Annotated in this window: 26 protein-coding genes and 1 pseudogene; 20 read left to right on the top strand and 7 right to left on the bottom strand. The window is 57.6% G+C overall.

Annotated elements, in window-relative coordinates; genetic code table 11:
• Positions 1-57 precede the first annotated feature (57 nt).
• A complete protein-coding gene (locus AC0IYH_RS02430; RefSeq protein WP_471832886.1) occupies positions 58-1,752 on the top strand; it encodes a P-loop ATPase, Sll1717 family in 1,695 nt (564 codons plus the stop codon).
• Here the strand turns inward: AC0IYH_RS02430 and AC0IYH_RS02425 are convergent.
• On the bottom strand, positions 1,749-2,444 hold the full coding sequence (locus AC0IYH_RS02425) for a hypothetical protein (protein WP_471832885.1): 696 nt from the start codon (positions 2,442-2,444) through the stop codon (positions 1,749-1,751). The two genes, AC0IYH_RS02430 and AC0IYH_RS02425, sit on opposite strands and share 4 nt — an antisense overlap.
• A 428-nt stretch (positions 2,445-2,872) precedes the next feature.
• Between AC0IYH_RS02425 and AC0IYH_RS02420 the strand changes: the two genes are divergently transcribed.
• The 3 genes from AC0IYH_RS02420 to AC0IYH_RS02410 all read left to right on the top strand — a co-directional run bounded on the left by AC0IYH_RS02420 (position 2,873) and on the right by AC0IYH_RS02410 (position 4,933).
• A complete protein-coding gene (locus tag AC0IYH_RS02420) occupies positions 2,873-3,403 on the top strand; it encodes a BRO-N domain-containing protein (protein ID WP_471832884.1) in 531 nt (176 codons plus the stop codon).
• 99 nt (positions 3,404-3,502) lie between these two features.
• Positions 3,503-4,216: an HNH endonuclease gene (locus tag AC0IYH_RS02415; RefSeq protein WP_471832883.1), complete on the top strand. Its 714-nt coding sequence runs from the start codon at positions 3,503-3,505 to the stop codon at positions 4,214-4,216.
• A gap of 72 nt (positions 4,217-4,288) precedes the next feature.
• The gene (locus tag AC0IYH_RS02410) at positions 4,289-4,933 is read left to right on the top strand and encodes an HAD-IB family hydrolase (protein ID WP_471833015.1); all 645 of its coding nucleotides are present in this window, start codon (positions 4,289-4,291) and stop codon (positions 4,931-4,933) included.
• Positions 4,934-5,049: 116 nt separating this feature from the next.
• On the opposite strand, the gene AC0IYH_RS02405 is transcribed toward AC0IYH_RS02410, so the two are convergent.
• Positions 5,050-6,009, bottom strand: a complete 960-nt coding sequence (locus AC0IYH_RS02405; RefSeq protein WP_471832882.1) for a LysR family transcriptional regulator — start codon at positions 6,007-6,009, stop codon at positions 5,050-5,052.
• 193 nt (positions 6,010-6,202) lie between these two features.
• On the opposite strand from AC0IYH_RS02405, the gene argH reads away from it, so the two are divergent.
• The 7 genes from argH (at position 6,203) to AC0IYH_RS02370 (ending at position 13,083) form a co-directional block, all read left to right on the top strand.
• Complete coding sequence (gene argH, locus AC0IYH_RS02400) at positions 6,203-7,630, top strand: argininosuccinate lyase (RefSeq protein WP_471832881.1); 1,428 nt, start codon at positions 6,203-6,205, stop codon at positions 7,628-7,630.
• Between the two features lie 97 nt (positions 7,631-7,727).
• Positions 7,728-8,606 (top strand): amino acid ABC transporter permease, encoded by an 879-nt coding sequence (locus AC0IYH_RS02395; protein ID WP_016979819.1) that lies wholly within the window; start codon positions 7,728-7,730, stop codon positions 8,604-8,606.
• 24 nt (positions 8,607-8,630) lie between these two features.
• Positions 8,631-9,395, top strand: coding sequence for an amino acid ABC transporter ATP-binding protein (locus AC0IYH_RS02390; RefSeq protein WP_116628549.1), 765 nt, complete (start codon positions 8,631-8,633; stop codon positions 9,393-9,395).
• Between the two features lie 25 nt (positions 9,396-9,420).
• Entirely contained in the window at positions 9,421-10,242 is an 822-nt protein-coding gene (locus AC0IYH_RS02385; RefSeq protein ID WP_116628550.1) for an ABC transporter substrate-binding protein, read from the top strand.
• Positions 10,243-10,425: 183 nt separating this feature from the next.
• The gene (locus AC0IYH_RS02380; protein ID WP_471832880.1) at positions 10,426-11,595 is read left to right on the top strand and encodes an MFS transporter; all 1,170 of its coding nucleotides are present in this window, start codon (positions 10,426-10,428) and stop codon (positions 11,593-11,595) included.
• 54 nt (positions 11,596-11,649) lie between these two features.
• Positions 11,650-12,597: a hypothetical protein gene (locus AC0IYH_RS02375; protein ID WP_471832879.1), complete on the top strand. Its 948-nt coding sequence runs from the start codon at positions 11,650-11,652 to the stop codon at positions 12,595-12,597.
• Between the two features lie 105 nt (positions 12,598-12,702).
• Positions 12,703-13,083, top strand: a complete 381-nt coding sequence (locus tag AC0IYH_RS02370; protein WP_471832878.1) for a helix-turn-helix domain-containing protein — start codon at positions 12,703-12,705, stop codon at positions 13,081-13,083.
• On the opposite strand, the gene AC0IYH_RS02365 is transcribed toward AC0IYH_RS02370, so the two are convergent.
• From AC0IYH_RS02365 to AC0IYH_RS02355, 3 genes are all read right to left on the bottom strand, one after another.
• Positions 13,013-13,570 (bottom strand): AAA family ATPase, encoded by a 558-nt coding sequence (locus AC0IYH_RS02365; protein WP_471832877.1) that lies wholly within the window; start codon positions 13,568-13,570, stop codon positions 13,013-13,015. The genes AC0IYH_RS02370 and AC0IYH_RS02365 overlap by 71 nt on opposite strands.
• A 39-nt stretch (positions 13,571-13,609) precedes the next feature.
• Positions 13,610-14,389: a hypothetical protein gene (locus AC0IYH_RS02360; RefSeq protein WP_241092265.1), complete on the bottom strand. Its 780-nt coding sequence runs from the start codon at positions 14,387-14,389 to the stop codon at positions 13,610-13,612.
• 107 nt (positions 14,390-14,496) lie between these two features.
• Positions 14,497-15,555, bottom strand: a complete 1,059-nt coding sequence (locus AC0IYH_RS02355) for an MBL fold metallo-hydrolase (RefSeq protein WP_471832876.1) — start codon at positions 15,553-15,555, stop codon at positions 14,497-14,499.
• Between the two features lie 123 nt (positions 15,556-15,678).
• Between AC0IYH_RS02355 and AC0IYH_RS02350 the strand changes: the two genes are divergently transcribed.
• The 5 genes and pseudogenes from AC0IYH_RS02350 to AC0IYH_RS02330 all read left to right on the top strand — a co-directional run bounded on the left by AC0IYH_RS02350 (position 15,679) and on the right by AC0IYH_RS02330 (position 19,744).
• Positions 15,679-16,305 carry a TetR/AcrR family transcriptional regulator gene (locus AC0IYH_RS02350; RefSeq protein ID WP_122772480.1) on the top strand — a complete coding sequence of 209 codons (627 nt, stop codon included), beginning with the start codon at positions 15,679-15,681 and terminating at the stop codon, positions 16,303-16,305.
• A gap of 191 nt (positions 16,306-16,496) precedes the next feature.
• The gene (locus tag AC0IYH_RS02345; protein ID WP_471832875.1) at positions 16,497-17,555 is read left to right on the top strand and encodes a diguanylate cyclase; all 1,059 of its coding nucleotides are present in this window, start codon (positions 16,497-16,499) and stop codon (positions 17,553-17,555) included.
• Positions 17,556-17,818: 263 nt separating this feature from the next.
• Positions 17,819-18,586: pseudogene (locus AC0IYH_RS02340) on the top strand (PAS domain-containing protein); the annotation flags it as partial.
• 117 nt (positions 18,587-18,703) lie between these two features.
• On the top strand, positions 18,704-19,138 hold the full coding sequence (locus AC0IYH_RS02335; RefSeq protein WP_471833014.1) for a methyl-accepting chemotaxis protein: 435 nt from the start codon (positions 18,704-18,706) through the stop codon (positions 19,136-19,138).
• 84 nt (positions 19,139-19,222) lie between these two features.
• On the top strand, positions 19,223-19,744 hold the full coding sequence (locus tag AC0IYH_RS02330; RefSeq protein ID WP_116628559.1) for a DUF1003 domain-containing protein: 522 nt from the start codon (positions 19,223-19,225) through the stop codon (positions 19,742-19,744).
• 58 nt (positions 19,745-19,802) lie between these two features.
• Here the strand turns inward: AC0IYH_RS02330 and AC0IYH_RS02325 are convergent, their stop codons facing one another.
• Positions 19,803-20,720: a LysR substrate-binding domain-containing protein gene (locus AC0IYH_RS02325; protein ID WP_471832874.1), complete on the bottom strand. Its 918-nt coding sequence runs from the start codon at positions 20,718-20,720 to the stop codon at positions 19,803-19,805.
• 44 nt (positions 20,721-20,764) lie between these two features.
• Here AC0IYH_RS02325 and AC0IYH_RS02320 point away from each other — a divergent pair, with 44 nt between their 5' ends.
• Entirely contained in the window at positions 20,765-21,472 is a 708-nt protein-coding gene (locus AC0IYH_RS02320; protein WP_471832873.1) for a CTP synthase C-terminal region-related (seleno)protein, read from the top strand.
• Complete coding sequence (locus tag AC0IYH_RS02315) at positions 21,469-21,792, top strand: antibiotic biosynthesis monooxygenase family protein (protein ID WP_471832872.1); 324 nt, start codon at positions 21,469-21,471, stop codon at positions 21,790-21,792. The genes AC0IYH_RS02320 and AC0IYH_RS02315 overlap by 4 nt, the downstream gene beginning before the upstream one ends.
• 15 nt (positions 21,793-21,807) lie before the next feature.
• On the opposite strand, the gene AC0IYH_RS02310 is transcribed toward AC0IYH_RS02315, so the two are convergent.
• A complete protein-coding gene (locus AC0IYH_RS02310) occupies positions 21,808-22,131 on the bottom strand; it encodes a DUF2025 family protein (protein WP_116628563.1) in 324 nt (107 codons plus the stop codon).
• A gap of 232 nt (positions 22,132-22,363) precedes the next feature.
• Here AC0IYH_RS02310 and AC0IYH_RS02305 point away from each other — a divergent pair, with 232 nt between their 5' ends.
• Positions 22,364-23,491, top strand: coding sequence for a glycerophosphodiester phosphodiesterase family protein (locus AC0IYH_RS02305; RefSeq protein WP_116628564.1), 1,128 nt, complete (start codon positions 22,364-22,366; stop codon positions 23,489-23,491).
• A 125-nt stretch (positions 23,492-23,616) separates the two neighbouring features.
• Positions 23,617-23,922 (top strand): PepSY domain-containing protein, encoded by a 306-nt coding sequence (locus tag AC0IYH_RS02300; RefSeq protein ID WP_122772485.1) that lies wholly within the window; start codon positions 23,617-23,619, stop codon positions 23,920-23,922.
• The last annotated feature ends 24 nt before the right edge of the window (positions 23,923-23,946 follow it).

Here is a 23,946-nt window from a genome sequence, read left to right as displayed (position 1 = left end):
ATCCGACCTCATGCTATAAAAAGCTCCGCATTGCGGAGCTTTTTTTTGGAGGATGTAATGGGCAACGGAAAGAAACCCGCTCTCCCGCTTTTTAAGTACAAGAAGCATATGTCTGTCGGCGCTATGAGCGCAGAGGATGACTATCGTTTTCTCCAAGATTGCTTTCTAGATACAGGAGACTTTGAAGTACTTACAGACATTTATAATCCTAAATGCATAGTACTCGGCAGAACAGGTGCAGGAAAAAGCGCTCTCCTAGAAAAAATCAAGCAAAAAGAAGAGCACGTTATTGAGCTCCTTCCAGAAGAATTGTCAATTAGCTATATTTCAAACTCCAATATCTTATCGTTTTTTGAAACCATCGGGGTAAATTTAGATCTATTCTATCAGCTTCTATGGCGACATGTACTTTCAGTGGAGCTAATAAAGAATAAGTTTAAAATAACCAACGAGTACTCAAATAGAACTTTCTCCGAGCGCCTTTCTGAGATATTTCGAAGGGATCAAAAAAAAGAAAAAGCCATTAACTATCTTAGGCAGTGGGGTGATAAATTTTGGCTGGAAACGGATACAAGAATTAAAGAACTTACGACAAAACTGGAGAACGAGCTAAAAGGTGACATCGATCTATCAAACTTAGGAATTCCAATCACCGCTTCAGGAGCAGAAAGGCTGACAAGAGAGTCGAAGCAAGAAATCTGTAACCGCGCGCAGGCTGTAGTAAACAAGGTACAAGTACAAGATCTCAACAACGTCATAAATCTGCTAGCTCAAGATATTTTTACCGACCCTCAGCAAAAATTCTTCATCGTCATCGACAAACTAGACGACAATTGGGTCGAAGATGAAATGCGATACAGATTAATAAGAGCATTAATCGAGACCATCAAAACTTTTAGAAGAGTTACCCCAGTTAAAATCATAATCGCACTACGACTAGATCTACTTGGAAGAGTTTTCGACAAAACTAGAGATGCAGGCTTTCAAGAAGAGAAATATGAAGATATTTTACTTAGAATTAAATGGAGCAAAGATCAAATAGAAGAAATGCTAGACAAACGAACAGCACTAATGATTCGACAAGCATATACTCATGAAAAGGTAAACTCGACAGATATACTTCCCCCACACGTAGGAAGCGATACTTCTCTAGACTTCATATTGGACAGAACGCTTATGCGACCTCGAGACGCGATACTATTCATGAATGAATGTTTAGAGCAAGCTCAAGGCCAACCAAAAATAACTGCAAAAATAATCAGAGATGCCGAAATAACTTACTCTAAAAAAAGATTTAACTCTCTATGCCACGAATGGTTTGCTGACTTCCCACTACTGGGAAATTACTGCGAAATTTTGAAAAAGAAAAAAGACGGCTTCAAACACTCAGAAATAACCAGAGACCAAATAGAAGAGATTGCAATCGAGCTAGCAATAAATGAAAAATCACCAAATGATCGAATGGCTGTACTCGCACGATCACTAATACAAGACAATACCATCTCCAGATCAACTTTCTTAAATCAACTGCTTAGAAACCTTTACAAGGTAGGTATTTTAGGTGTGAAGCGCGATAGCTTTTCTTCTACTATTTGGAGCCAGAACAATGATCCTGAAATATCAGAAAGCGAAGTAAAGAGATCTTCTTTTTTTCATGTCCACCCAATGCTATGGAGATACTTAGGGATAAATGGCGAAAACTCAAAGAAAACATACACCCCCTCCAAGTCAGGCCCCTCAAACCTAACTTAATCGCTAGTCCCTTTAGCCAAATAACGCAGTTTGCCATCAACCAATACTTCTCTATACCCATCAACCAACTTTTTCAATTCCGCCTCTGACAAACCTAAGAACTCTTTAATCACTAAAACAACATACTGTCCGCGCTCAATTATTGCCACTATCAAATCTTGATCCACCTCATTTATAGCAACCTCCGGATTCATCATTGCCAAAGATTCAAAATCAGACTTTAACATCGGTAACATCCCCAAAACTGATGCCAGCTTTTCAGCTTGCGTTGCCGGCAGAACATATAGAGCGCCGAGCACGTATTGAACATCAACCCTTATGTCTTGGCGGACTACGAGAGAGGAAAATTTGAAATGCTCATATGGTCTATATTGACCCAACCGGGCAGCACGATGCCTTTCGATCACGCCTACAGCGCAAGCTATACGTTTCAAAATAAGTTCCAACACCTGACGATGATATGCAACAAAACAAGCTGCATTACGTGCCCGCTCATACCTTCTTTTAACCGCATCGTCCAACGCAACACTCAAGGCGACGACGACTGCTAAAAAGGTCGCGACGGACGAAATGTCCACCTTAGTGTCAAACACCCATGGGGCATTATGAAAAAAACCAAATATCACCAACACTATCAATATCAGCACCAGTGTTAAAAAAACCCATCCACCAGTTAGATCCTTAATATTCATCCCCCCTCCCCTAGTATAATTATATTTAAAAACCCGCAGGCTCCTGATGTTCACACAGATTGCAATGCTATAGAAGAGCCCCAGATATTCCTACCAACAGATAACGATAATCCTTGAGCTTGACCTACGCTCATATGCCCCATAAGCTTGAACGTCAGGTGCCTAAGAAACGCCTCAAGTAGCGGCCTGACCGCTCCCGAAAGATGTGGTTTTTTTGCGCCTACGGTTTTTTCGTGGGTGTAGGAAAAACTCTGCTATGTCGGGAGTGGGCGAATACAAGACCCGAAAGGGGAATATGTCCGGCCTTCTACTTGGGGTTTCTTAACTCCCGGCGCCTTAGCCCTAAGAAAGCTATCAAGTAGAGGTAATGGAAATGCCTGTATCTGTTTGTGTCACCTCACAAGCGCTCCTCCTCGCGGAGGTGTGCCATGTCTGACCCTCTTTATCCCATCGTTTTTACTCGTTTAAACCTCCCTTTACACGCCCTCCTCCTGGAAAACCAACCCTGGTTTTGCGCTCGCGATCTTGGGCGTTTGATGGGCTGGTTCCTGGATGAGCGAACCACTCGCAAGCTCGATGAAGACCAACGAAAAACGGTAAAACTGCTGTTCCACGGTCAGCCGCAAGAAATGCTGATGATCAGCGAATCCGGGGCTTATGCACTGCTGGTTTATCACTACACGCCAGGGAACCGCCTGCTGCGCAGTTGGCTCACTCATGAGGTCGTACCTACTTTACGGGATGAGCGCCAGTCCCGGACGGTGGATCGCCCACTGTTGAGCATGCTGGACTGGCCAGAGATGTCGTTGAACCTGCTGCATTGGCAGGATGAAGGCTGGATACGGCTCCGGGATATGCCGTATTTGTTGGTGAATCGAACTTATCGAAGGGACTCAACAAGAACGCCATGGTGGCGAAAGCTAACTCATGCTTTCCGAATGAAGCAGCGAATTAGCTAACTCGGACTACCGTCAAATCCCACCATTCCGTAGGAAATTTCGTAGACGCCATAATGGCTACTCAGTATCGTCCGAGGGTTTTCTACCCTCGGCGGCTGTATGGATATTACGAAAGACAAAACGGACTGGGACGACGCAGAGCTAGCAGCGGCGGTCGAGGCATACTTGAAGATGTTGGCCTGGGAAAAAAGCGGCCAACCTTTTAACAAAGCCCTCGAAAACCGTCTTCTGCGCGAAGGCCCGGTGGCAGGTCGAGCGAAGGGCTCCATCGAATTTCGCATGCAAAATATCTCCACTGTGCTCGTCCGTATGGGCTGGGACCGCATTGAGGGCTATAAGCCTGCGAAGAACGTGGGCACAGGCGTTGAGCAACGCATCCGCCAAGCGCTCGCCGCGCAGGGTGTATTCGAATCCGAGGACGCTGCCCAGACCGCAGATGAGCGAACGCTTATTCGCCGTGCCGCCAAACTGCAGCAACAGGCTTTCCCTAAGTTACCGGATGGCATTGCGCAGCCCCAGAAAGTATCGACCGTCAGCACCACCTTTGTTCGCGACCCGAAGGTACGCGCCTGGGTACTAAAAGAAGCCAACGGCATCTGCGAAGGCTGCGGCTCAAACGCGCCGTTCGAGGTCGATGGTTTGCCATTTCTTGAAGTACATCACGTCAAGCACCTCGCCCAGAAGGGTTCGGATCGCATCACCAATGCTGTAGCCTTGTGCCCCAATTGCCATCAGCGTTGTCACCGGTCGAGTGACCGGGATGCTTTCACCGAGGGGCTTTACGCCAAAGTCGGAAGATTGGCACGGGAGTAAACTCCTGCTGTCACACCTGATGCACGCTTAAAAAATACTAGATAGGACCGAGGCCAACCCGTGAACCCAGACATGCTCGAAGCCGGCCCCATCGACGCCAAAGTACTCTCCGTCTTTGACTTCGACGGCACCCTGACCCATCACGACAGTTTCGTGCCCTTCCTCAAATTCGCCTTTGGTCCCGCCGAGTTCTACGGGCGAATAGTCAAGCTGGCCGTGCCTGGGCTGCGCTTTTTGTTGCAGCAGATCAGTAGGGATGAGTTGAAGGCGCAGTTGATTCGCACCTTTATGACCGGGGTGGAGAAGGCGTGGGTGCAGCAGAAGGCCGAGGAGTATTGCCAGCGCAATTGGGCGCGGTTGATGCGCCCGGCGGGGGTGTTGTCGGTGGAGCAGGAGTTGGGCTCGGGCGCGGTGGTTACGCTGTGTTCGGCGTCGCCGGCGTTGGTGTTGCAGCCGTTTGCGGACCGGCTGGGGATCAAGTTGATTGGCACTGAGCTTGAGGTGGTCGACGGGGTGTTGACGGGCAAGCTCACCGGGAATAATTGCCGCTGTGAGAACAAGGTGCTGCGGCTTGAGGCGGTGTATGGGGATTTGGGCGAGTATCGGCTGCGGGCTTGGGGCGATACGCGGGGGGATCGGGAGTTGTTGGCGGCGGCGCAGGATGCGCATTTTCGGCATTTTCATGCGAAGAAGAAGCGGGCTCGGTTGCAGCGGTGATGCGTGTAGATGGGGTAGGCGCATGGACCCAGGCGATCCCATCGGAGCCTCGCTGAAGCTCGACACCTCCCACATTTGATCTTTGTGGCCTAGGGGAATGGGGGTTGGCGGGAGTTTTATGTCGTGGCTTTGAGGTCTACGCCGAGCGCGGCGGCGAAGGCTTTTACCATCGGGCTTCTTGGGGCGTTGTGACGCAGGATCAGGTTGAATACGGTGCTCAGGTGAACCTGCTCCGGGCACAGTGCGCGCAGGCGCCCTTCCCTTACCAGCGGTGCGGCGTAGTGTTCCGGCAGGAAGCCGAGGAAGCGGCCGGTGAGGACCAGGATGGCGACGGCTTCAACCTGTGAGGCCGAGGCGGATTGGCTGTCGTAGGTGACGAAGTTGGCTTTGTCGCGGTGGATCGCGTACCGATGGTTGACCACTTCGTATTGGCGCAGCACGTCTGGCGAGATGTCGCTCGCATTGAACAGTGGATGTCCTACGGCGCAGTAGGCGTGGGCTTTTTCTTCGTAGAGGGGGAAGTAGTCGAATTCTTCGCGGCGTTGGTACACCGGCACGATGCCGACGATCAGTCGCCCTTCCACCACGCCGCGTTCAACTTCGTCCAATTGCGAGGCGTGCAGGCGCAATCTGATTTTTGGCGATTCACTATGTAATTTCCCCAGCGCGGCAACTAGCGGGGAATTAACGTCGGACACGGTGTTATCAATAACCCCCACACTAAGGTCGCCGATCAGTTCGTTTTGCGCCGAACTAAGCTTGTCGCGAAAACTGTCTACCGAGGTAAATAACTCGATGGACGCCTGATACACCAACTTGCCCTCTTCGGTCAGGCCAAAGCCTTCCCGTCCCCGTGTACACAGGCGCATGCCGATGCGAATTTCGAGGTCGGAGATCTGTTTGCTGATGGCCGCCAGGCCCACGTTCAGCTCGTTTTGCGCGGCACTGAAGCCGCCGGCTTCGACCACGGCCATGAACACGCGGAGCAATTTGAAGTCCAGCCCGCTCAGTTGCAAGGGCGGTCTTGTGCCGGGTTTTGGCGGCAGGTTTCCAGAAGTGGAAAGTGGAGTTTCCATAATACGCGTTGACCTCAAGTGCCATATTCAACAGGCTTCAACCCAGTCCTTGAACATAGCCAGGCGGCGATAATGAACATAAACAACCGCCCTTGGCAACCTTGAATACGGCGCGTCAGACGCTGGTTCAGTCTAGTTGAAAACTTATTTTTACTGCCTCCGACTCTTCTAAAAACAAGCGTGAGGAATACCGATGTCCCAGCCCACCGACCGCCTTTGGGGTGCTCGTTTCAAGACCGGCCCGTCTGCTGCATTGGCCGCGTTGTCGCGTTGCCCTGAGCGCTATTTTCGCCTCACGCCCTACGACCTGGCCGGCTCCCGTGCCCATGCCCGCGAGTTGCAGCGCGCCGGTTTGCTGGACGAGTCGGAGACCCTGCGCACCCTCGAAGCCCTCGACCATATCGGCGATGATTTCGCCGCCGGCCGCCTGCATCCCACCCTGGATGACGAGGACGTACACACCTTTATCGAACGCGTACTGACCGAGCGCCTGGGCGCCTTGGGTGGCAAGCTGCGCGCCGGGCGTTCGCGCAACGATCAGACGGCCAACGACCTGCGCCTTTTCCTACGTGACCATGCGCGCACCATCGCCACCGAGGTGCTGGGTTTGCAGCAGGCGTTGGTGGAACAGGCCGAGCAACATGTGGAAAGCATCTGCCCCGGCTTTACCCACTTGCAGCAGGCGCAACCGATTGTGTTCGCCCACCACTTGCTGGCTCATGCACAGTCGATGCTGCGTGATGTGCAGCGCCTGGTGGATTGGGATGCGCGTACGGCGTTGTCGCCACTCGGTGCAGCGGCCATGGCCGGTTCGGCGATTGCGCGACAGCCGGAGCATTCGGCCAAGGAAATGGGCTACACCGGGCCGTGCGAAAACTCGATCGACGCCGTAGCCAGCCGCGACCATGTGGCCGAGTTTCTGTTTGTGGCGGGCATGCTCGGGGTGAATATTTCGCGGCTGTCGGAAGAGTTTTGCCTGTGGTCGTCGCGCCAATTTCGCTGGGTGGTGCTGGACGATGCCTACGCCACCGGCAGCTCGATCATGCCGCAGAAAAAGAACCCGGACATTGCCGAACTGGCGCGGGGCAAGGCTGGGCGTTTGATCGGCAACCTGACCGGGTTGATGTCGACGCTCAAGTCGTTGCCGCTGTCGTACAACCGCGATTTGAGTGAAGACAAGCACAGCGTGTTGGACAGCGTCGACACCTTGCTGCTGGTGTTGCCGGCGATGGCCGGGATGGTCGCGACCATGCAGGTGCAGGTGCAAGAACTGCGGCGCCAGGCACCGATGGGTTTTACCTTGGCGACCGAGGTGGCGGATTGGTTGGCGACCCGTGGTGTGCCGTTCAAGGAAGCCCATGAGATTACCGGCGCGTTGGTGCAGGCCTGTGAGAAGCACGAGATTGAGTTGTGGGAAGCCTCGCCGGCGATGTTGGCGGAGGTAGATGCTCGGCTGCTGCCTGAAGTGCGCGACTGCTTGACCCTGGAAGCGGCGATTGCGGCGCGCAGTGGGTGGGGTGGGACGGCGCCGGAGCGGGTTCGCGAGCAGATTGGGCGGTTGAAGGTGGCATTGGCTGAACAGCAGAAATGGGCTGAGAGTTATCAGGGTTTCAGGATTTAAATCTGTGGTGAGTGGGCTGGCGCTATCGCAGGCAAGCCAGCTCCCACATTTGGATCGCGTGTATCAGTTAGAGCGTCATTAGTTTTGGAGTAACACCATGAACCAAACCCCGGCGGAGCGCTTGGAAGCCGAGCGCAAGTTGTCCGAGAACCAGTTCGATATCACGCAGTACGAGCATGTGCCGCGGCGTTATTACGGGCGGATGTTTTTTGCCACGCTGATCGTGATCGTGTTGGCCGCGCTGTTGCGCGCGTTTGCCAATGGCCAGATCGAATGGTCCTACATTGGGCAGTTCCTTACGTCTGAGGCCATCCTCTGGGGCCTGGTGAATACCATCGTCATGTCGATCCTGGCGATGGCGCTGGGGGTGGTGATCGGGGTGATCACGGCGATCATGCGCATGTCGGCCAACCCGATCCTGCGCTACGTGGCCATCACCTACACCTGGTTGTTCCGGGGTACGCCGCTGATTTTGCAGCTGCTGTTGTGGTTCAACCTGGCGCTGATTTTCCCGGTGATCGCGATTCCCGGCCTGTTCAGCATCGACACGGTCGACCTGATGACCCCGTTCGTCGCCGCCCTGCTCGGCCTGAGCATCAACCAGGGTGCCTACACCGCCGAGGTGGTGCGCGCCGGCCTGCTGTCGGTAGACACCGGCCAGTACGAGGCCGCCAAGTCCATCGGCATGCCGAGCCTGCAGGCGCTGCGTAGGATCATTCTTCCGCAGGCCATGCGCGTGATCATTCCGCCTGTAGGCAACGAGTTCATCAGCATGGTGAAAATGACCAGCCTGGCCAGTGTGATCCAGTACTCCGAGCTGCTGCACAACGCGCAAAACATCTACTACGCCAACGCCCGGGTCATGGAGCTGCTGATTGTCGCCGGCATCTGGTACCTGGCGGTGGTGACTGTTCTTTCATTTGGTCAAAGCCGCCTTGAGCGTCGTTTTGCCCGCGGCGCCGGCAAGCGTTCGTAAGTTTGGGTTGAGGAGATTTGCCCCATGAGAAGCATCGTCAAGGCCGTCAACCTGAACAAGTATTACGACCAGTACCACGCGCTGCGTGACATCAATATTGAGGTCGAGCAAGGCGAGGTCATGTGCATCATCGGCCCGTCCGGGTCGGGTAAAAGCACCCTGCTGCGCTGCGTCAACCAGCTGGAAAAAATCGACAAGGGCGGCCTGTGGGTCGACGGCGAGCTGGTGGGTTACCGCGTGGTCGGCAACAAGCTGCATGAAATGAACGAAGCGCAGATCGCCCGCCAGCGCCTGGCCACCGGCATGGTGTTCCAGCGCTTCAATTTGTTCCCGCATATGACTGTGTTGCAAAACATCATCGAAGGCCCGGTCCAGGTGCTCAAGCGCTCGCCCAAGGAAGCCATCGAAGATGCGTTGGAACTGCTGGCCCGCGTCGGCCTGGCAGACAAGCGCAATGCCTACCCGGTGGAGTTGTCCGGCGGCCAGCAACAGCGTGTGGCAATTGCCCGTGCGCTGGCGATGCGCCCGAAGTTGATGCTGTTTGACGAACCCACATCAGCTCTCGACCCGGAGCTGGTAGGAGAAGTGCTGTCGGTGATGCGCGATTTGGCCACCACCGGCATGACCATGATCGTGGTCACCCATGAGTTGGGCTTCGCCCGCGAAGTATCCAACCGCATGGTGTTTATGGATGCCGGCCAGATTGTGGAAGCCGGCAGCCCTGAAGAAATTCTAATAAGCCCACAAAACCCACGTACCCAAAGCTTTATTTCTGCCGTTCGCACTTAACTAAAAAACAAACGAGAACGCCCCCATGAAAAAATTGTTTATCCCCACGTTGCTCGCAGGCCTGATGGCCTCCTCCGCTGTTTTCGCGGCATTGCCGGCGGCAATCAAGGACAAGGGTGAGATCAGCGCGGCCATCGTGCCGAACTACCCGCCGATGGACTTCAAGGACCCAGCCACCAACAAGCTCACCGGCTTTGACTTCGACCTGGGCAATGCCCTGGCCGAGCGGCTGGGCGTGAAGATCAAGTGGCAGGAAACCGGCTTCGAGCAAATGCTCAGCGGCCTGACCACCAAGCGCGTGGACATCGTGCTGTCGGGCATGTCCGACACCGCCGAGCGCCAGAAGTCCGTGACCTTTATCGACTACTTCACCAGCGGCCCACAGCTGTACACGCTGGCCAAGCGTGAAGAGATCAAGGAATTGACTGACCTGTGCGGTAAAAAAGTCGGCACCAGCCGCCGGACTACCTGGCCGTCGGAAATTGCCGCGTGGAGCAAGGAAAACTGCGAAGCCGCAGGTAAGCCGGCGATCGTGGTGATCGGTACCGAAGGCTCGGCGGATGCCCGCGCGCAGTTGCAGCAGAACCGTCTGGATGCAGCGATGCAGGGCAGCGAAACGATTCCTTACCTGATGTCGCTGGACAAGGGTAAGTACAAGCCGGTTGGGCTGGCGATTTCCAAGCAGTTCACGGGGCTGGGGATTGAGAAGAGCAACACAGAGCTGGTCACGGCGATCAGTGAAGCGTTGCAGGGCATGATTGATGATGGGACGTACGGCAAGATTTTGCAGAAGTGGGAGCTGGAGCAGGGTGCGGTTGAGAAAATCAGCATCAATGCCGGCCAATGATTCGGGCTTGGTAAATGTGGGAGGGGGCTTGCCCCCGATAACGGTGTATCAGTACCGGATGTTTGTCTGACACTCCGCTATCGGGAGCAAGTCGAATCGTCGCACCGCCCCTCTCACATTTGAACTGTGTTCACATTTGAATTGTGTTGATTTGGAAAAACGATAAGGACGCTCGCCCCCACCGTGACCACCTACTCCCTGGTAATCCGCCGCCTGATGATCTGCTCGCTGACCATCGTCATCAGCCGAGCCATGACCAGCCCATTGATGACCTTGCTGCTGAGTAAGCGCCTGGGCCTCAACCAACAGGACATCGGCTTGCTGATGGGCATCGCGGTATTCACCGCCACCCTGATGGGCCTGTACGGCGGCTACGTTATCGACCGCATGGAAAAGCGCAAACTGCTGATCCTGGCCATGCTCTCCAGCTCCATCGGTTTTCTGTTACTGACCTTTGCCACCAACCTCTACCTCACCACCTTGACCCTGGTGATCACCGAGTCGGCGTCGGCGCTGTTCCTGATCGGCTCCAAGGCGATCATCAGCGAGAACCTGCCGGTGGACCAGCGCGCCAAGGTGTTTTCCCTGCGCTACACCCTCACCAATATCGGCTACGCCACAGGCCCAATGGTCGGTGTGGTGATCGCCGGGCAGATGCCGCTGCTGCCGTTCATGCTATCCAGCGCCATCGCGTTTATCAGCGTGTTCCTGATGATCGGCATCCCGCCCACCCAGCGCGATGAAAGTACCAAGCCCTTGAGCTTTTTGACCACCCTGAAGACCCTGCGCAACGACCGCAGCCTGGTGCTGTTCACCGGCGGCAGCCTGTTGAGCACCATCGTGCATGGCCGCTACACCTTGTATCTGTCGCAATTTTTGTTGGTGATTCACAACTCGGATGACGCGCTGAAGATTCTTTCCGCCGTGCTGGCGTGCAACGCGATCACGGTGATGTTGCTGCAATACCAGATCGGCCGGTTCCTCAAGCGTGAGCAATTGCGTTACTGGATCTTGCTGGGCACCGCGCTGTTCATCGCGGGCCTGATCGGGTTCAGCCAGGCCGACAGCCTGTTGTCGTGGTGCGTGGCGATGTTCGTGTTTACCTTGGGCGAGATGATTATCTTCCCGTCCGAATTCCTGTTTATCGACACCCTCGCCCCCGAGGCGCTGCGGGGCAGTTACTACGGCGCACAGAACCTGGCGGCCTTTGGCGGCGCCCTGAGCCCGGTGATCTGCGGTTACCTGCTGATCAACTCGGCGCCGAACACCATGTTTTTTGCGTTGGCCGGTTTGACCGCGGTGGGCGGCACCCTGTGCTTCCTGAGTGGGCGACGGGTTGCAGGTTCTTGCTGATATTTGCGCAGGTTCCGGCTATTAATAGCGAAACTTCTCACGGACCCGAGCCCCATGAAATTCGACACGGCCTACAGCCTGAGTCTCGATGACAAGCTGTCGATCTATGACGTACGAGACCTGAATTTCGACGAAACGGCTACCTACGATTCCGACCAGGACAGCTTCCTGTGCCCCAACGACGCATGCCGTGCGGCGTCCGGCACGGGTAACACGTTGAGCACCTTCAACGCGAAGAACGTCAACTATCAGCGCACGCCGCATTTCAAGAACAAGACCAGCACCGGCCATATCGACGGTTGCCGCTATGCCAGTACCCATAAGCCTGCCGCCGGTGAAAGTGACTACGAGCGCGAGGACAATTTCCCATCGGAGTTTGTGCTCACGCGACGTGAGTACCCCGCCAAAACAGCCGCCGCCGGTAACGACGCAACCGTCCCACAAGCTCCAGCGAAAGCGCCTTCGAACCGTGCCGCCACACCCCACAACCACAGCGACACCACCCCGGAAAAAACCAGCGTGTTTGCCCACCCGGTGGAATGCTATGTGTCGAACATCGACAACAAGGACACGCTCAAGGGCATGCCGCTGAAGATCGGCGACCATACCGCGACCTACTGGACGTTTTTCAAGAAGATCGAATACCTGCAAGACAACAAGGGCCTGATCTACTGGGGCAAGATCAAGGCGATCAAGGATTACACCAGCAGCTTTCGCATCGACTTCGAAAAGAAAGTGTGGCTCGACAAGAAGCCCTACTCGGTCAACGTCTACCTGAATAAAAAACTCATCGACACCTACCGTAAACGCACCGCATTCCTGGAGCAGATCAAGGCTGCGGTAGATAGTGAACGGCCGTTGTATTGCTTCTTCTACGGGGTAACGCCGGAGCTGAAACAGGTGCCCAGCAAAAAGAATCCAGAGCAGACCTTCGGCGTGTTCAGCGCGAATATCGAGAACCTCGACCACCTGATTATTCGGGAGGCGCCGGGGGTGGAATAACGATGGACTGAAAAACCATCAAAAAATCCAGTTGATGAACGGTCAAAACAACTGTACAAAAACACAGTATAGTTTGCCTTCCCCGTCGAATCCTGGAGAAACCCCATGTCCTCTCTGGCAATGCGCTCTTTCGTAGATCAGCAGATCGTCCTGCACCAATTCACCGCCAAACACAGCGTACAGGCCCGCGCGATGCTGGGTTGGAGCCGCGAAGAGCTGGCCCGCCAGGCCGGCGTGACGGTGGAGGCCCTGCAACAGTTTGAAAGCCACGGCGACGTGGGGGATGAGACCCAACTGGCCGTGGCGTTTCGCCTGGAGGCCGAGGGGTTGGTGTTCTTCCCGGGGTTTGCACCAGGGTGGGGGATGAGTGTGCGCAGGTTTGACACCCAACCCACCGAACCCGTCGCACAAACCATTATGTCTCGGCTCCTGGGCTCAACAGCGGCATCAATTGATTCATCAACGCCTCAACCGAATGGTGCGTAGAGTCCAGCCGGATCACCGGGCACGTCAGCGCTTTCAACCAGGTTTCATGCCGGCGCAGGCTGCGTAGGCTGTGGTTGCCATCGTCGTAACGTGCGGCCCAGGCCAGGAAGGCGATGCTGTTTGCATGGCGGCTGCCACCTTCCAGAATCTGATTGCCATAGCGTTGCACTTCCCGCAGGCGCAGGCGGTGCAGCCGGATGTCGGGGGCAAGACGCAGAAATACCACGTGGGTGAAGTTCGCGATCATCGGGTCGCCCCAGCCACACAGTGAACCGGAGAGCACCCAGCCTTCAAGGCCGGCGGTCTGTTCTTGCAGGAGGCGGATGCGCTCCTCCTTTGGCCGTGCGACGCTGAAAGGCGTTTGAATCTGTTGCCAGTAGAAGTAGTCGGAGTCGAAATAGGCGATGTTCAGGCGCTTGGCCAAGGCCATGCCCAGGGTTGTGGTGCCGGCACCCGCCGCACCGAGGATATGAATTCTGTAGGCCATGGCGTTTCTCCACACAGGGGCGGCCCCTACACTGACGGCTCACACACCTGGATATTCGTGGCGCCGGGCGTTATCTCTTGCCGTTGCACCGCGGCTTCGGCACAGCAGGTTACGATATTCCCGCACCAGTGCCGCCAGCGAATCCCCCGCCCAGCGCGCGCCGTAGAACCATAGCGTGGCGCCCTCCTCAAGGTGCTCGCCCAGGCCTGGGTAACCGCTCCAGCACGCCGCATGAAACGCAGCCGTACGGCTGTCGGACACCAAGGCGTCCAGCCGATAGTCGCTGATGTGTTCATCGATTTCATTACGGGTATGCAGGTTGAACTGCAGGCGGGTATCGCACCACTGCGCAGGCACGGGCACCAATTGCGCGCCGGCCTGCCGCAAGGTGATCAGCGCTTGCAGGAAGGCCGCGCGGTGTTCGATAGGTTCGCGCCGATTGCCCTGCACAAGCAGTTCAGCGAACCCCACACGCCTGCCGGCCAGTGCCTGGTCGGGGGAGTGGATGCTGTTGTTCTGCACCAGCGGTACTTCCACCTTGACCTCGCCCGACGGGTCGACTCCGCTCAAGGCCACCAATGACAGCGACGGATCACGCAGGGGTTTGAGCGGCAGAGCCGGGGCGTCATAACCGGGAATCGGCACGCCGGCCTTGGCGTGAAGATCCGCGCGCGGATCGGTACCAAAGTTGATACCGCGCAGGCCCGCATCATCGCTGGGAGGTTGCGCCCGCGTTGCCGGCTCCTGGAGCGCCGCCGGCGGATGCTCCGAGGGACAGGGCAGGCCCGCGAGCCAAAGCTTCTTACATTTAATGTCCATCAGAGCGCCCCCCGAAACATGAAATTTCGCGGATCATCGCACCCTTGATGGTCGCCTGTCGCAGCTTCGAAACAGCTTGAAACTTCCTTTTTCGCCGACCTCTGCCGTCAGCTCACAAGACGCTCTTGCGCCCCCTGGGTTTCAACTTCCAGCCACCACGCATACCCGCGCTCAGGCTGGTTCAAACTGAACGCCTGGCCCATCGGCGGTGTGGTGATCGACACATTGCGCTCCCAGGCCAGGGCCATGATGCGGTCAAAGGGTTCGTGCCAGGCATGGAACGCCAGGTCGAACGTGCCGTTGTGAATCGGCAGCAGCCAGCGCCCCCTGAGGTCGAGATGCGCTTGCAGGGTTTGTTCGGGCTGCATGTGCACGTGCGGCCAGTCGACGTTGTAAGCGCCGGTTTCCATCAGTGTCAGGTCGAACGGGCCGTACTGTTCGCCGATGCGTTTGAAGCCGTCGAAGTAGCCGGTGTCGCCGCTGAAAAAGATCCGGCGCGCGCCGTCGATCATCACCCAGGAACACCACAGGGTCTGGTTGCCATCAAACAGGCCGCGCCCGGAAAAATGCTGCGCAGGCGTGGCGACAAACCGGATGCCATCCACGTCGGTGCCCTGCCACCAATCCAGTTGCCGTACCTTGTCGGTATCTACGCCCCATTTGATCAACAGGTCGCCCACGCCCAGCGGCGCCAGAAAGTAGCGGGTCTTGGCGGCCAATTGGATGACAGCGTTACGGTCAAGGTGGTCGTAATGATTGTGGGAAAGAATCACCGCCTCCAGGGGCGGCAGCTCTTCAAGGCTGATGGGCGGCTGGTGGAAGCGCTTGGGACCGGCCCAACTGAAGGGCGAGGCGCGTTCGGCAAACACCGGGTCGGTGACCCAGAACTTGCCGCGCATTTTCAGCAACACGGTGGAATGCCCGAGGCGGAACACGCTGTGATCGGGCGCGGCAAACAATTGTTCCCGCGTGAGAGGTTGCACGGGAATATTGCCCACCGGCCGCGTGCTTCGCGGCTTGTTGAACAACATGTTCCAGAAAATACGCAAGGTCTTGCCAAAGCCGCCGTGCTGCACCGGGGCATCATTGCTGAAATGCTCCTGGCCCTGTTCGGCAGGCTTGAGCGCCGCAGGCGACGGCTTGAGACGGGATGAGATGGTGGCCATTACAGAGTGACTCCTACGGTCCGCTCATAAATTACACTGCACAGTGTAGTTTCAAGATTGCAACAAAATCCGGAACAAGTAAACTACCCAGTGTAATTTTCCCTGAAGAGCCGAACGCCACCCATGACTGCCCCTCAACGCCTCACCGACCGTAAACGCGAAGCCATCGTGGCTGCGGCTATCGCCGAGTTTCGGGCGAACGGGTTCGAGGTCACCAGCATGGACAAGATCGCCGCCACCGCCGGCGTTTCCAAGCGCACGGTGTACAACCACTTCCCCAGCAAGGAAGAGCTGTTCGCCGAAATACTCCACCAACTCTGGGCCAGCACCGTCGCGCAGCTTGATATTGGCTACGCCAGTGACCGCCCGTTACGCGAACAATTGCGCGGGTTGCTGGAAGCGAAGATGAAGATGATGTCGGACGCAAACTTCCTCGACCTCGCCAGGGTTGCCATCGCCGCCACCATCCATTCACCCGAGCGCGCGCAGGACATGGTCAACCGCCTGAGCCAGCGTGAAGAAGGCTTTACCCAATGGGTTCGCGCCGCCCAGGCAGACGGCCGCTTATCCTGCAGCGACCCGGCATTTGCCGCTCATCAGATACAAAGCCTGCTCAAGGCTTTCGCGTTCTGGCCACAGATCACCCTCGGCCAGCCCATCCTCGATGCCACCCAGCAGGCCAGTGTGATCGAGTCGGCCATCGACCTATTCCTGGCGGGCTACGAAGTCACCGCACGGCGCCAGCCGTAAAAGCCGTTGTGTGAGCGACATTCCGAGTCGTTTTTGACGCATTCGCCCTCTGTTTTGCGCAAATGGCCTGGAAGGACACTGATTATTCCCACGTGAATAACTGACAATATTCACCGGCATTATCCGATCAACGGTTAATCCAGCGAACGCGCACGGCCGTATCTGTAAAAAAGCAGCAGAATCAGGAATCTATGGAAAACAGACAAGGCAAAGGGCTTTCGTTTGCCAGGCGTATCTACAGGCCACGGATCATCGGCACAGCCATGTGCTGTCTGAGTGTGATCGCGGCCCTGTACCCGCTGGCCATGCCTGGCTGGATCTGGGCATTGCTGCTGGCCAATGGTTTTGTCTGGCCGCACCTGGCGTATCAGCTGGCAACCCGCGCCAAATTCCCCTACGACGCCGAGCAACGCAACCTGGTATTCGACGCCCTGTTCAGCGGCTTCTGGGCGGCGACACTGCAGTTCACGCCCCTGACCACCGTGACCCTGCTGTCGATGGTCGCCATGAACAATGTCGCCGCCGGCGGCAAACGCTTGTTGATACGCGGGGCCGTGGCACAGGCAGTCGGCGTGGCACTGGCGGGGTTGCTGTTCGGGCTGCAGTTCAATCCCAGTGTCAGCCTGGTTCAGGTCTACGCCTGCCTGCCGATGCTGACCCTCTACCCCATGGCCATTGGCATGGTCTGCTATCAGTTGGCGATCAAACTCTCGGAACACAAACGTGCCCTCAGTGCTTTGAGCCGCATCGACAGCCTGACCGGCCTGCTCAACCACGGCTCCTGGAAAGACCTGCTGCACCTCAAGTTTCACAAATGCCACCAACAGCAAAGCCACGCCACCATCGCGCTGATCGATATCGACCACTTCAAACAGATCAATGACTCACACGGCCACATCGTCGGTGACGCGGTGCTGCGTCAACTGAGCCTGGAACTGCGGCGCAACCTGAGGGAAAACGACCTGGCCGGGCGTTACGGGGGCGATGAGTTCTGCGTGATTCTTCCGAAAATGCCCTTGAAGCAGGCCGCGCAGGTCATGGAGCGCATGCGCGAAACCTTCAGTAATTACCGCAACCCGCAGATCCCGGAGCTGCGCGTAAGCCTCAGCATCGGCCTGGCGGATTTCCAGCCGTCCTTCACCGACGCGGCCATGTGGCTGAATGCGGCGGACCGCGCGCTGTATGCCGCCAAGGACACCGGGCGTAATCGGGTGAATATCAGCGACGAACTGATCGCCCATTCCGCCTGAAATTGTCCTACGACACCCTGTCTGAATTTTCCGCGCAGCGGGCAAATCAGCATCATAATGCCACCACTCGTCACCTACCCAGAAAAGGTCCTGCCCCTCAGGCGAACTTCTTGTCAGGCTGATCACTCTTAACCCGTTGTTCCAACCCGCTGTCAGCACATGGAGGCTGACAATGAGCACGTCAACCGTACCGCAAATGCCGTACGGGGGCAGGCGCATATACATGGATACTCCCTGCCGCTTGCTTGCCCGAGCCCCCGAACATGCTATTCAACGCCCACAAAAAAACCATCAGTACCCTGCAACACACCCTGGCCCAACAGACCAGCCTGCTGGACGCCATCGAGCGCTCCATGGCGGTGATCGAATTCGACCTGCAAGGCAACGTGCTGCGGGCCAATGACAACTTTCTCAATTGCATGCATTACCGCGCCGATCAGGTGGTGGGCCAGCCCCACCGGATGTTCTGCACGCCCGCCTTCGCCCGTAGCGCCGAGTACAACCAACTGTGGTCGAACCTGCGCAACGGCCAATTCCAATCGGGTACGTTCGAACGGGTAGCGGGTAATGGTCAGTCGGTATGGCTGGAAGCGAGCTACAACCCGGTGCGCGATGACGCAGGCCACGTGATCAAGGTCGTGAAGTACGCCATGGACGTCACGCCGCGCCTGCAAGCCGAGAGCGAATCTAACGCCAAGCTGGCAGCTATTGGCCGCGCAATGGCAGTGATCGAGTTCAACCTCGACGGCACCATCATCACGGCGAACGCGAACTTTTTGCAGCGCATGGGCTACAGCCTGGCGCAGATCCAGGGCAAGCATCATCGCCTGTTCTGTACACCCGAGCTGGCCAAGAGCACGGCCTACAGTGATTTCTGGCAGCGCCTGAACCAGGGCGAGCTGTTCAGTGGCCAATTCGAGCGTGTGGATAAAAATGGCCAGGCCGTGTGGCTCGAAGCCAACTACAACCCGGTTTACGACGCGAGCGGACGCCTGTGCAAGGTGGTCAAGTTTGCCTCGGATATCACCGCACAGGTGCAACAGCATGCGGCCGATGCGGCCAGCGCTGCCCAGGCGTATCACATTTCCCTGAATACCCGGGACATCGCCGAAAAAGGCGCCGACGTGATCCAGCAAAGCGCCAACGGCATGCGCGAAATTGCTGCCGATATCGACGGTTCCTCGCAACTGATCGCCAAGCTTGGCGAGCGTTCGCAGCAGATCACCACCATCGTCAACACCATTCGTGGCATCGCCGACCAGACCAATTTGCTGGCACTGAATGCGGCCATTGAGGCGGCGCGCGCGGGAGAGCAAGGGCGCGGGTTTGCCGTGGTGGCCGATGAAGTCCGGCAACTGGCCGCCCGCACCAGTGGCTCGACGGCGGAAATTTCCAGCATGATCGCGAAGATCCAGGACGAAACCCGCCAGGCCATCGACAGCATGGACGGCACCCGCGACCGCGCCGCGCAGGGCGTGGACCTGGCCAACCGCGCCGGTACAGTGATCCTGCAGATTCGCGAAGGCACCAGCGAAGCCGTGCAGGCAGTGAGTGCGTTTGCCAACGAGCGTGCCGGCCGATAAGTAGGCCCCGGGTTATTCATGTGTAAGACAGGTCGCCAGGACTATAGTGATTCACTGTCTTAACGTTAATGACCCGAGCCCACCATGACCCCAGACAAGCCCGAAGCCGCCCCCGTCGACCACTTGCGTTTCCACCGTGGCCACGCCCACCTGGCGCCGACCTTCGGCAATGACACCTTTGCCCTCAAGGCTGAAGCCTTTGCACGCTTCTTTGGCACACCGACGTTTCTCGGCGCGCAAACCGCGATCGTGATTTTGTGGGTGGTGCTGAACATGACCGGCATCACGCATTTCGACGTGTACCCGTTCATCTTGCTCAACCTGGCCTTCAGCCTGCAATCGGCCTACGCCGCGCCGTTGATCCTGCTGGCCCAAACCCGCCAGGCCGCGCGGGACAAAGCCCAATCGGACGCCGATGCGCAGCACCGCGAAGCGTTGGCCGTGGCCAACACCGAGCGCCAGGCCCAGGCGGCGCAAACCACCAAACAGCTGCTGGAACTGCTGGAGCAGAACACCCGGCTCACGGAAATGACCAAGCAACTGACAGAACACATCGAAACCCTCACATGCGAAATGCATGAGCACTACGTACGAAAAACTCAATAACAACGCAGGACCCATGTGGGAGGGGGCTTGCCCCCTCCCACATGGGTTTTGTGTTGTCTTAAAGCCTCGTTCGTAAGTGCCGGCCCAGCTCTTCAAACAGCGTGACCACCGAGCGCAGCGCCCGGCAATCCGGCCGCGTCAGCAACCACAGCGCCGTGTCGTGCCCTGCCAATGCGGGGCCCAGTGGTTGCAACGTCCCGTCCAACAGAAAATCCGGCAACGCCGCCACACCCAACCCTGCCCGCACCAACTCAGTCACCGACAACATGCTGTTGCAGCGATAACTGGGGCGCACGCCGGGCAAGTGTTCACGGCGCCAGGCGACGGTGGGGTGGTCGGGCAGAAAATCGTCCGGGGCAATCCAGGCCAGGTCGGCCAACTCAGCATCTGGGTGGCGGCGAACATACTCACTACTGGCGCAGACCTGGTACGACACAGTGCCCAGGCAGCGTCCTACGAGATGTTCCGGCGGCGCCGTGGTCAGGCGCAGGGCGATGTCCGCATCGCGGCGGCTGAGGTTGGCAAAATCATTCGACGTGCTCAGTTCCAGGGTCAGCGCCGGGTACGCCGGCATGAAGTGCGCCAGGGCCGGCAGGAGCAAGCCCTGCAACACCGAATCGGTGCAGGTGAGGCGCACCGTGCCGCTGATCACCTCACCGCCCTGCTCCACTCCAACCCGCGCGGCTTCCAGTGCCTGCTCCGCCTGTTCTGCCTGCTGCGCCAGGGTGCTGGCCAAGCCGGTGGGCAGGTAGCCCGCGCGGCTTTTTTCAAACAGCGTCTGGCCGAGCGCCGCCTCCAGGCGCCGCACCGCACGGAACACTGTGGAGACGTCCACCCGCAACAACGCCGCCGCCCGCGCCAGGGTGCCTCCGCGCACCAGTGCGAGGATCAACGACAGGTCGGGATAATCGATTTGATAGTGCGCCACTGCATTGATCCTATGCTTAAACGCCAATATTGATTGCGCGAACGCCAATCTATAGTGCCCGCCAGGACACAACAAGCCATGGGATGCCTTTGATGAACGCCACTGCGCTGCACCTCGCCCTGATCGGCGACTACAACCCCGATGTAACCGCGCACCAGGCGATTCCCATTGCCGTGCAACAGGCCGCCGACCACCTCGCCCTGAAGGTTCACCTGCACTGGCTCGACACCGACACCCTCACACCCGCCACCGAGCTGCACGGCTTCGACGGTTTCTGGTGCGTGCCCGCCAGCCCCTACCGCGACACCGAGGGCGCCCTGCGCGCCATCCGTTTTGCCCGCGAGCAACGGCGACCTTTCCTCGGTACCTGCGGCGGGTTTCAACACGCGATGCTGGAATATGCCCGCAATGTATTGAGTTGGGCCGACGCCGAACACGGCGAACTCGCCCCGCAGGCCACGCGCGCAATCATCACCCCCCTGAGTTGCTCCCTGGTGGAAGCGACCGGCACCCTGCGTTTAGTGCCTTACACGCGCATCGCCGACGCCTACGGCACCTTGGACCTGCACGAAGGTTATCGCTGCAGCTACGGCGTCAACCCGCAGTTCCAGGAGGCGCTGCTGGCGGGTGACCTGATCCCCAGCGGCCACGACGCGGCGGGCGAGCTGCGCGCAGCGGAATTGCTGGACCATCCGTTTTTCGTCACCACCTTGTTCCAACCCGAACGCGCCGCGCTCAAGGGCATTACCCCGCCCCTGGTGATCGCCCTGCTCAAGGCCTGCCAGGAGCAATCGCTGTGATCGCGCGCACACCTGCCCCGCCTTACTACGCGGTGATTTTCAGCTCCCTGCGCACCGAGGGCGACCAAGGCTACGGCGAGGCCGCCACCCGCATGCTCGAACTGGCGCGCGAGCAACCGGGGTTTCTCGGGGTCGAATCGGCGCGCGAGGATGGTCTGGGCATCACCGTGTCGTACTGGAGCAGCGAGGCCGCGATCCTGGCCTGGAAACAGCAGGCCGAGCACCGTGCGGTGCGCGAGCAAGGGCGCGCCAGCTGGTATTCGGCGTTTCAGACGCGGGTGTGCAAGGTGGAGCGGGCTTACGCCTTCACAAGCGAGTGACCGCTCCTGTGTGGCTCAGCTCACCAAACTGCGCAACGCACTGATCTGCGGGATCTCCACCCGGCGCATATACGCGCGCAGCGGTTCGGTGATGTTGATGCGCTCGTCGATATTCTGGTCGAGCAGCAACTGAATACGCTCGCGCGACAGGGTCATGGTTTGCTCGGGGGCCGGCAGCCAGACGAATTCGGCGGTGGGGATGATGCCGTCGTCGGCCACATCCATGCCGAAGGAGTCTTCGCTGAAACGCACGATGTACTGGCCGGTCTTGCGGTTCAGGCCAACAAAACCGTGGAGTTGGTCGGCAGCCTGGCAGATAAGTGCGGACGTGATGCGCATGGTAAACCTCACTGAAAAGTCCCACAGGGACTGGAAAGATGGTTTACACGCGTGGCAGAAAGTCCTGTCCTCTAACGGAACAGCTGCGGGCAAGAGTACTGCAATGCATCGAAAAAAAACCGAGAAAATTGGCGCGTGCGCACGTTAATGTCGGTTTGGTGATAGCGCCTTTCGCAATCAATTGTTAAAAAGGAGGCCTTCTCAAAGCTACCTCCACGAAAGGACTTCGCATATGCCTGTCACGTTTACCAAGAGCGCCTTGCTGCTGGCCCTGATGCTCGGCCTCGGCCAGGCGCAGGCTGCCGACCCGATCAGCCCGGCTGAATTGGCAACAAACGAAGGCATTCCCTACCCTGCCGTGATCGCGCACCGAGGTGCGTCCTACGACGCGCCCGAGTCCACCGCCGCTGCCTACAAGGTCGCTCGCGACCTGGGCGCCGACTACCTGGAAATGGACCTGCAGCGCAGCAAGGACGGCGTCCTCTTCGCCCTGCATGACAACAACCTGCAGCGCACCACCGACGTGGCCACCAAGTTCCCCGAGCGCAAAGACGCGCCGGCCAACGAGTTCACCTGGAAAGAACTGCAAACCCTCGACGCCGGCAGCTGGTTCAACGCCGCCTACCCGGACCGTGCGCGCCCAGGCTTCGTCGGCCTGAAAATCCAGAGCCTGGACGACATCATCAAGATCGCCGAAGGCAACCCGCAGCACAAACCCGGCCTGTACATCGAAACCAAAGAGCCCAAGCAATTCCCGGGCATCGAAGCCGACCTGAAAAACAAGCTGCTGGACAAAGGCTGGTTGAGCTCCGCCGGCTCCAAGCTGGGCAAGAGCAACACCGGCGTCGGCCAGGGCAAGGGCCGCGTGGTGCTGCAAACCTTCGAAACTGCGAGCTTGAAAGAGCTGCAGAAAGAAATGCCAAACACGCCGAAAATCCTGCTGCTGTGGGTAGGCGAAGGCAGCATCGAGCCGAAATCCAAGCAGACCTTCGCCGAATCCGGCGAACCGACCAAGGCCGCCTACTACGCCAAGCAAGAGCCGAAAGACCCCGCCGAGTTCGAAAAATGGGTGGACGAAGCCAAGAGCCTCGGCGCCATCGGCACCGGCCCCTCGGCTGAGCTGACCGATCATGGCGACCAGAGCTACACCGACCTGGTGAAGCCGGAAATGAATCAGCTGACCCACGACAAGGGCCTGCTGGTGCACGTCTACACCGTGGACGAGCCGGTGGATTTCGACAAGGTGATGAAAGCCGGCGTCGACGGCATCTTCACCAACCGTGCGGCCGAACTGCTGAAGTTCTACAAACGCTGGCCGTCGTCCAGCGTGCAAGACCTGCTGAACGACCATAAGTACTGAGTGCCAGGGCTTTTTGTGGGCGAAGGGAACGAACGGCGCAACTGCTTGAACTAATTAAGCATGAATTAAGTTGCACTGAATAACCTGAGCCCACTTAAACAGCTCACCGAAAAAGGAAAAGCACCATGAAAACCTTGACCACTCTGTTCGCCGCTGCCGCCCTGACCGTTACTGCCGGCCTGGCCCAGGCTGACGTTCGCCCAGACCAGATCGAAGGTCTGCTCAAGTCCGGCGCCGTGATGCCTTTCGAGAAGCTCAACGCCGCCGCACTGGCCAAACACGCCGGCGCCACCATCAACGACACCGAGCTGGACCACAAAAACGGTGTGCTGGTGTACGAAGTCGACCTGACCGACACCGCCGGCAAGAAGTTTGAAGTCAAGCTCGACGCCAAGACCGGCGCTGTGCTGGAAGACAAGCAAGACACTTGATTTGACCCTTTAAAAAACGCGCCA

This window comes from Pseudomonas sp. AC463, assembly GCF_979253585.1.
This window is presented reverse-complemented; position numbering and strand designations above follow the sequence as displayed.

Coding starts and splice junctions, on each gene's coding strand:
- AC0IYH_RS02385 (WP_116628550.1), top strand. CDS start 9,421: ATGAAAAAATTGTTTATCCCCACGTTGCTCGCAGGCCTGATGGCCTCC.
- AC0IYH_RS02350 (WP_122772480.1), top strand. CDS start 15,679: ATGACTGCCCCTCAACGCCTCACCGACCGTAAACGCGAAGCCATCGTG.
- argH (WP_471832881.1), top strand. CDS start 6,203: ATGTCCCAGCCCACCGACCGCCTTTGGGGTGCTCGTTTCAAGACCGGC.
- AC0IYH_RS02415 (WP_471832883.1), top strand. CDS start 3,503: ATGGATATTACGAAAGACAAAACGGACTGGGACGACGCAGAGCTAGCA.
- AC0IYH_RS02345 (WP_471832875.1), top strand. CDS start 16,497: ATGGAAAACAGACAAGGCAAAGGGCTTTCGTTTGCCAGGCGTATCTAC.
- AC0IYH_RS02395 (WP_016979819.1), top strand. CDS start 7,728: ATGAACCAAACCCCGGCGGAGCGCTTGGAAGCCGAGCGCAAGTTGTCC.
- AC0IYH_RS02405 (WP_471832882.1), bottom strand. CDS start 6,009: ATGGAAACTCCACTTTCCACTTCTGGAAACCTGCCGCCAAAACCCGGC.
- AC0IYH_RS02335 (WP_471833014.1), top strand. CDS start 18,704: ATGCGCGAAATTGCTGCCGATATCGACGGTTCCTCGCAACTGATCGCC.
- AC0IYH_RS02300 (WP_122772485.1), top strand. CDS start 23,617: ATGAAAACCTTGACCACTCTGTTCGCCGCTGCCGCCCTGACCGTTACT.
- AC0IYH_RS02410 (WP_471833015.1), top strand. CDS start 4,289: ATGCTCGAAGCCGGCCCCATCGACGCCAAAGTACTCTCCGTCTTTGAC.
- AC0IYH_RS02330 (WP_116628559.1), top strand. CDS start 19,223: ATGACCCCAGACAAGCCCGAAGCCGCCCCCGTCGACCACTTGCGTTTC.
- AC0IYH_RS02430 (WP_471832886.1), top strand. CDS start 58: ATGGGCAACGGAAAGAAACCCGCTCTCCCGCTTTTTAAGTACAAGAAG.
- AC0IYH_RS02355 (WP_471832876.1), bottom strand. CDS start 15,555: ATGGCCACCATCTCATCCCGTCTCAAGCCGTCGCCTGCGGCGCTCAAG.
- AC0IYH_RS02305 (WP_116628564.1), top strand. CDS start 22,364: ATGCCTGTCACGTTTACCAAGAGCGCCTTGCTGCTGGCCCTGATGCTC.
- AC0IYH_RS02310 (WP_116628563.1), bottom strand. CDS start 22,131: ATGCGCATCACGTCCGCACTTATCTGCCAGGCTGCCGACCAACTCCAC.
- AC0IYH_RS02420 (WP_471832884.1), top strand. CDS start 2,873: ATGTCTGACCCTCTTTATCCCATCGTTTTTACTCGTTTAAACCTCCCT.
- AC0IYH_RS02365 (WP_471832877.1), bottom strand. CDS start 13,570: ATGGCCTACAGAATTCATATCCTCGGTGCGGCGGGTGCCGGCACCACA.
- AC0IYH_RS02360 (WP_241092265.1), bottom strand. CDS start 14,389: ATGGACATTAAATGTAAGAAGCTTTGGCTCGCGGGCCTGCCCTGTCCC.
- AC0IYH_RS02375 (WP_471832879.1), top strand. CDS start 11,650: ATGAAATTCGACACGGCCTACAGCCTGAGTCTCGATGACAAGCTGTCG.
- AC0IYH_RS02390 (WP_116628549.1), top strand. CDS start 8,631: ATGAGAAGCATCGTCAAGGCCGTCAACCTGAACAAGTATTACGACCAG.
- AC0IYH_RS02320 (WP_471832873.1), top strand. CDS start 20,765: ATGAACGCCACTGCGCTGCACCTCGCCCTGATCGGCGACTACAACCCC.
- AC0IYH_RS02425 (WP_471832885.1), bottom strand. CDS start 2,444: ATGAATATTAAGGATCTAACTGGTGGATGGGTTTTTTTAACACTGGTG.
- AC0IYH_RS02370 (WP_471832878.1), top strand. CDS start 12,703: ATGTCCTCTCTGGCAATGCGCTCTTTCGTAGATCAGCAGATCGTCCTG.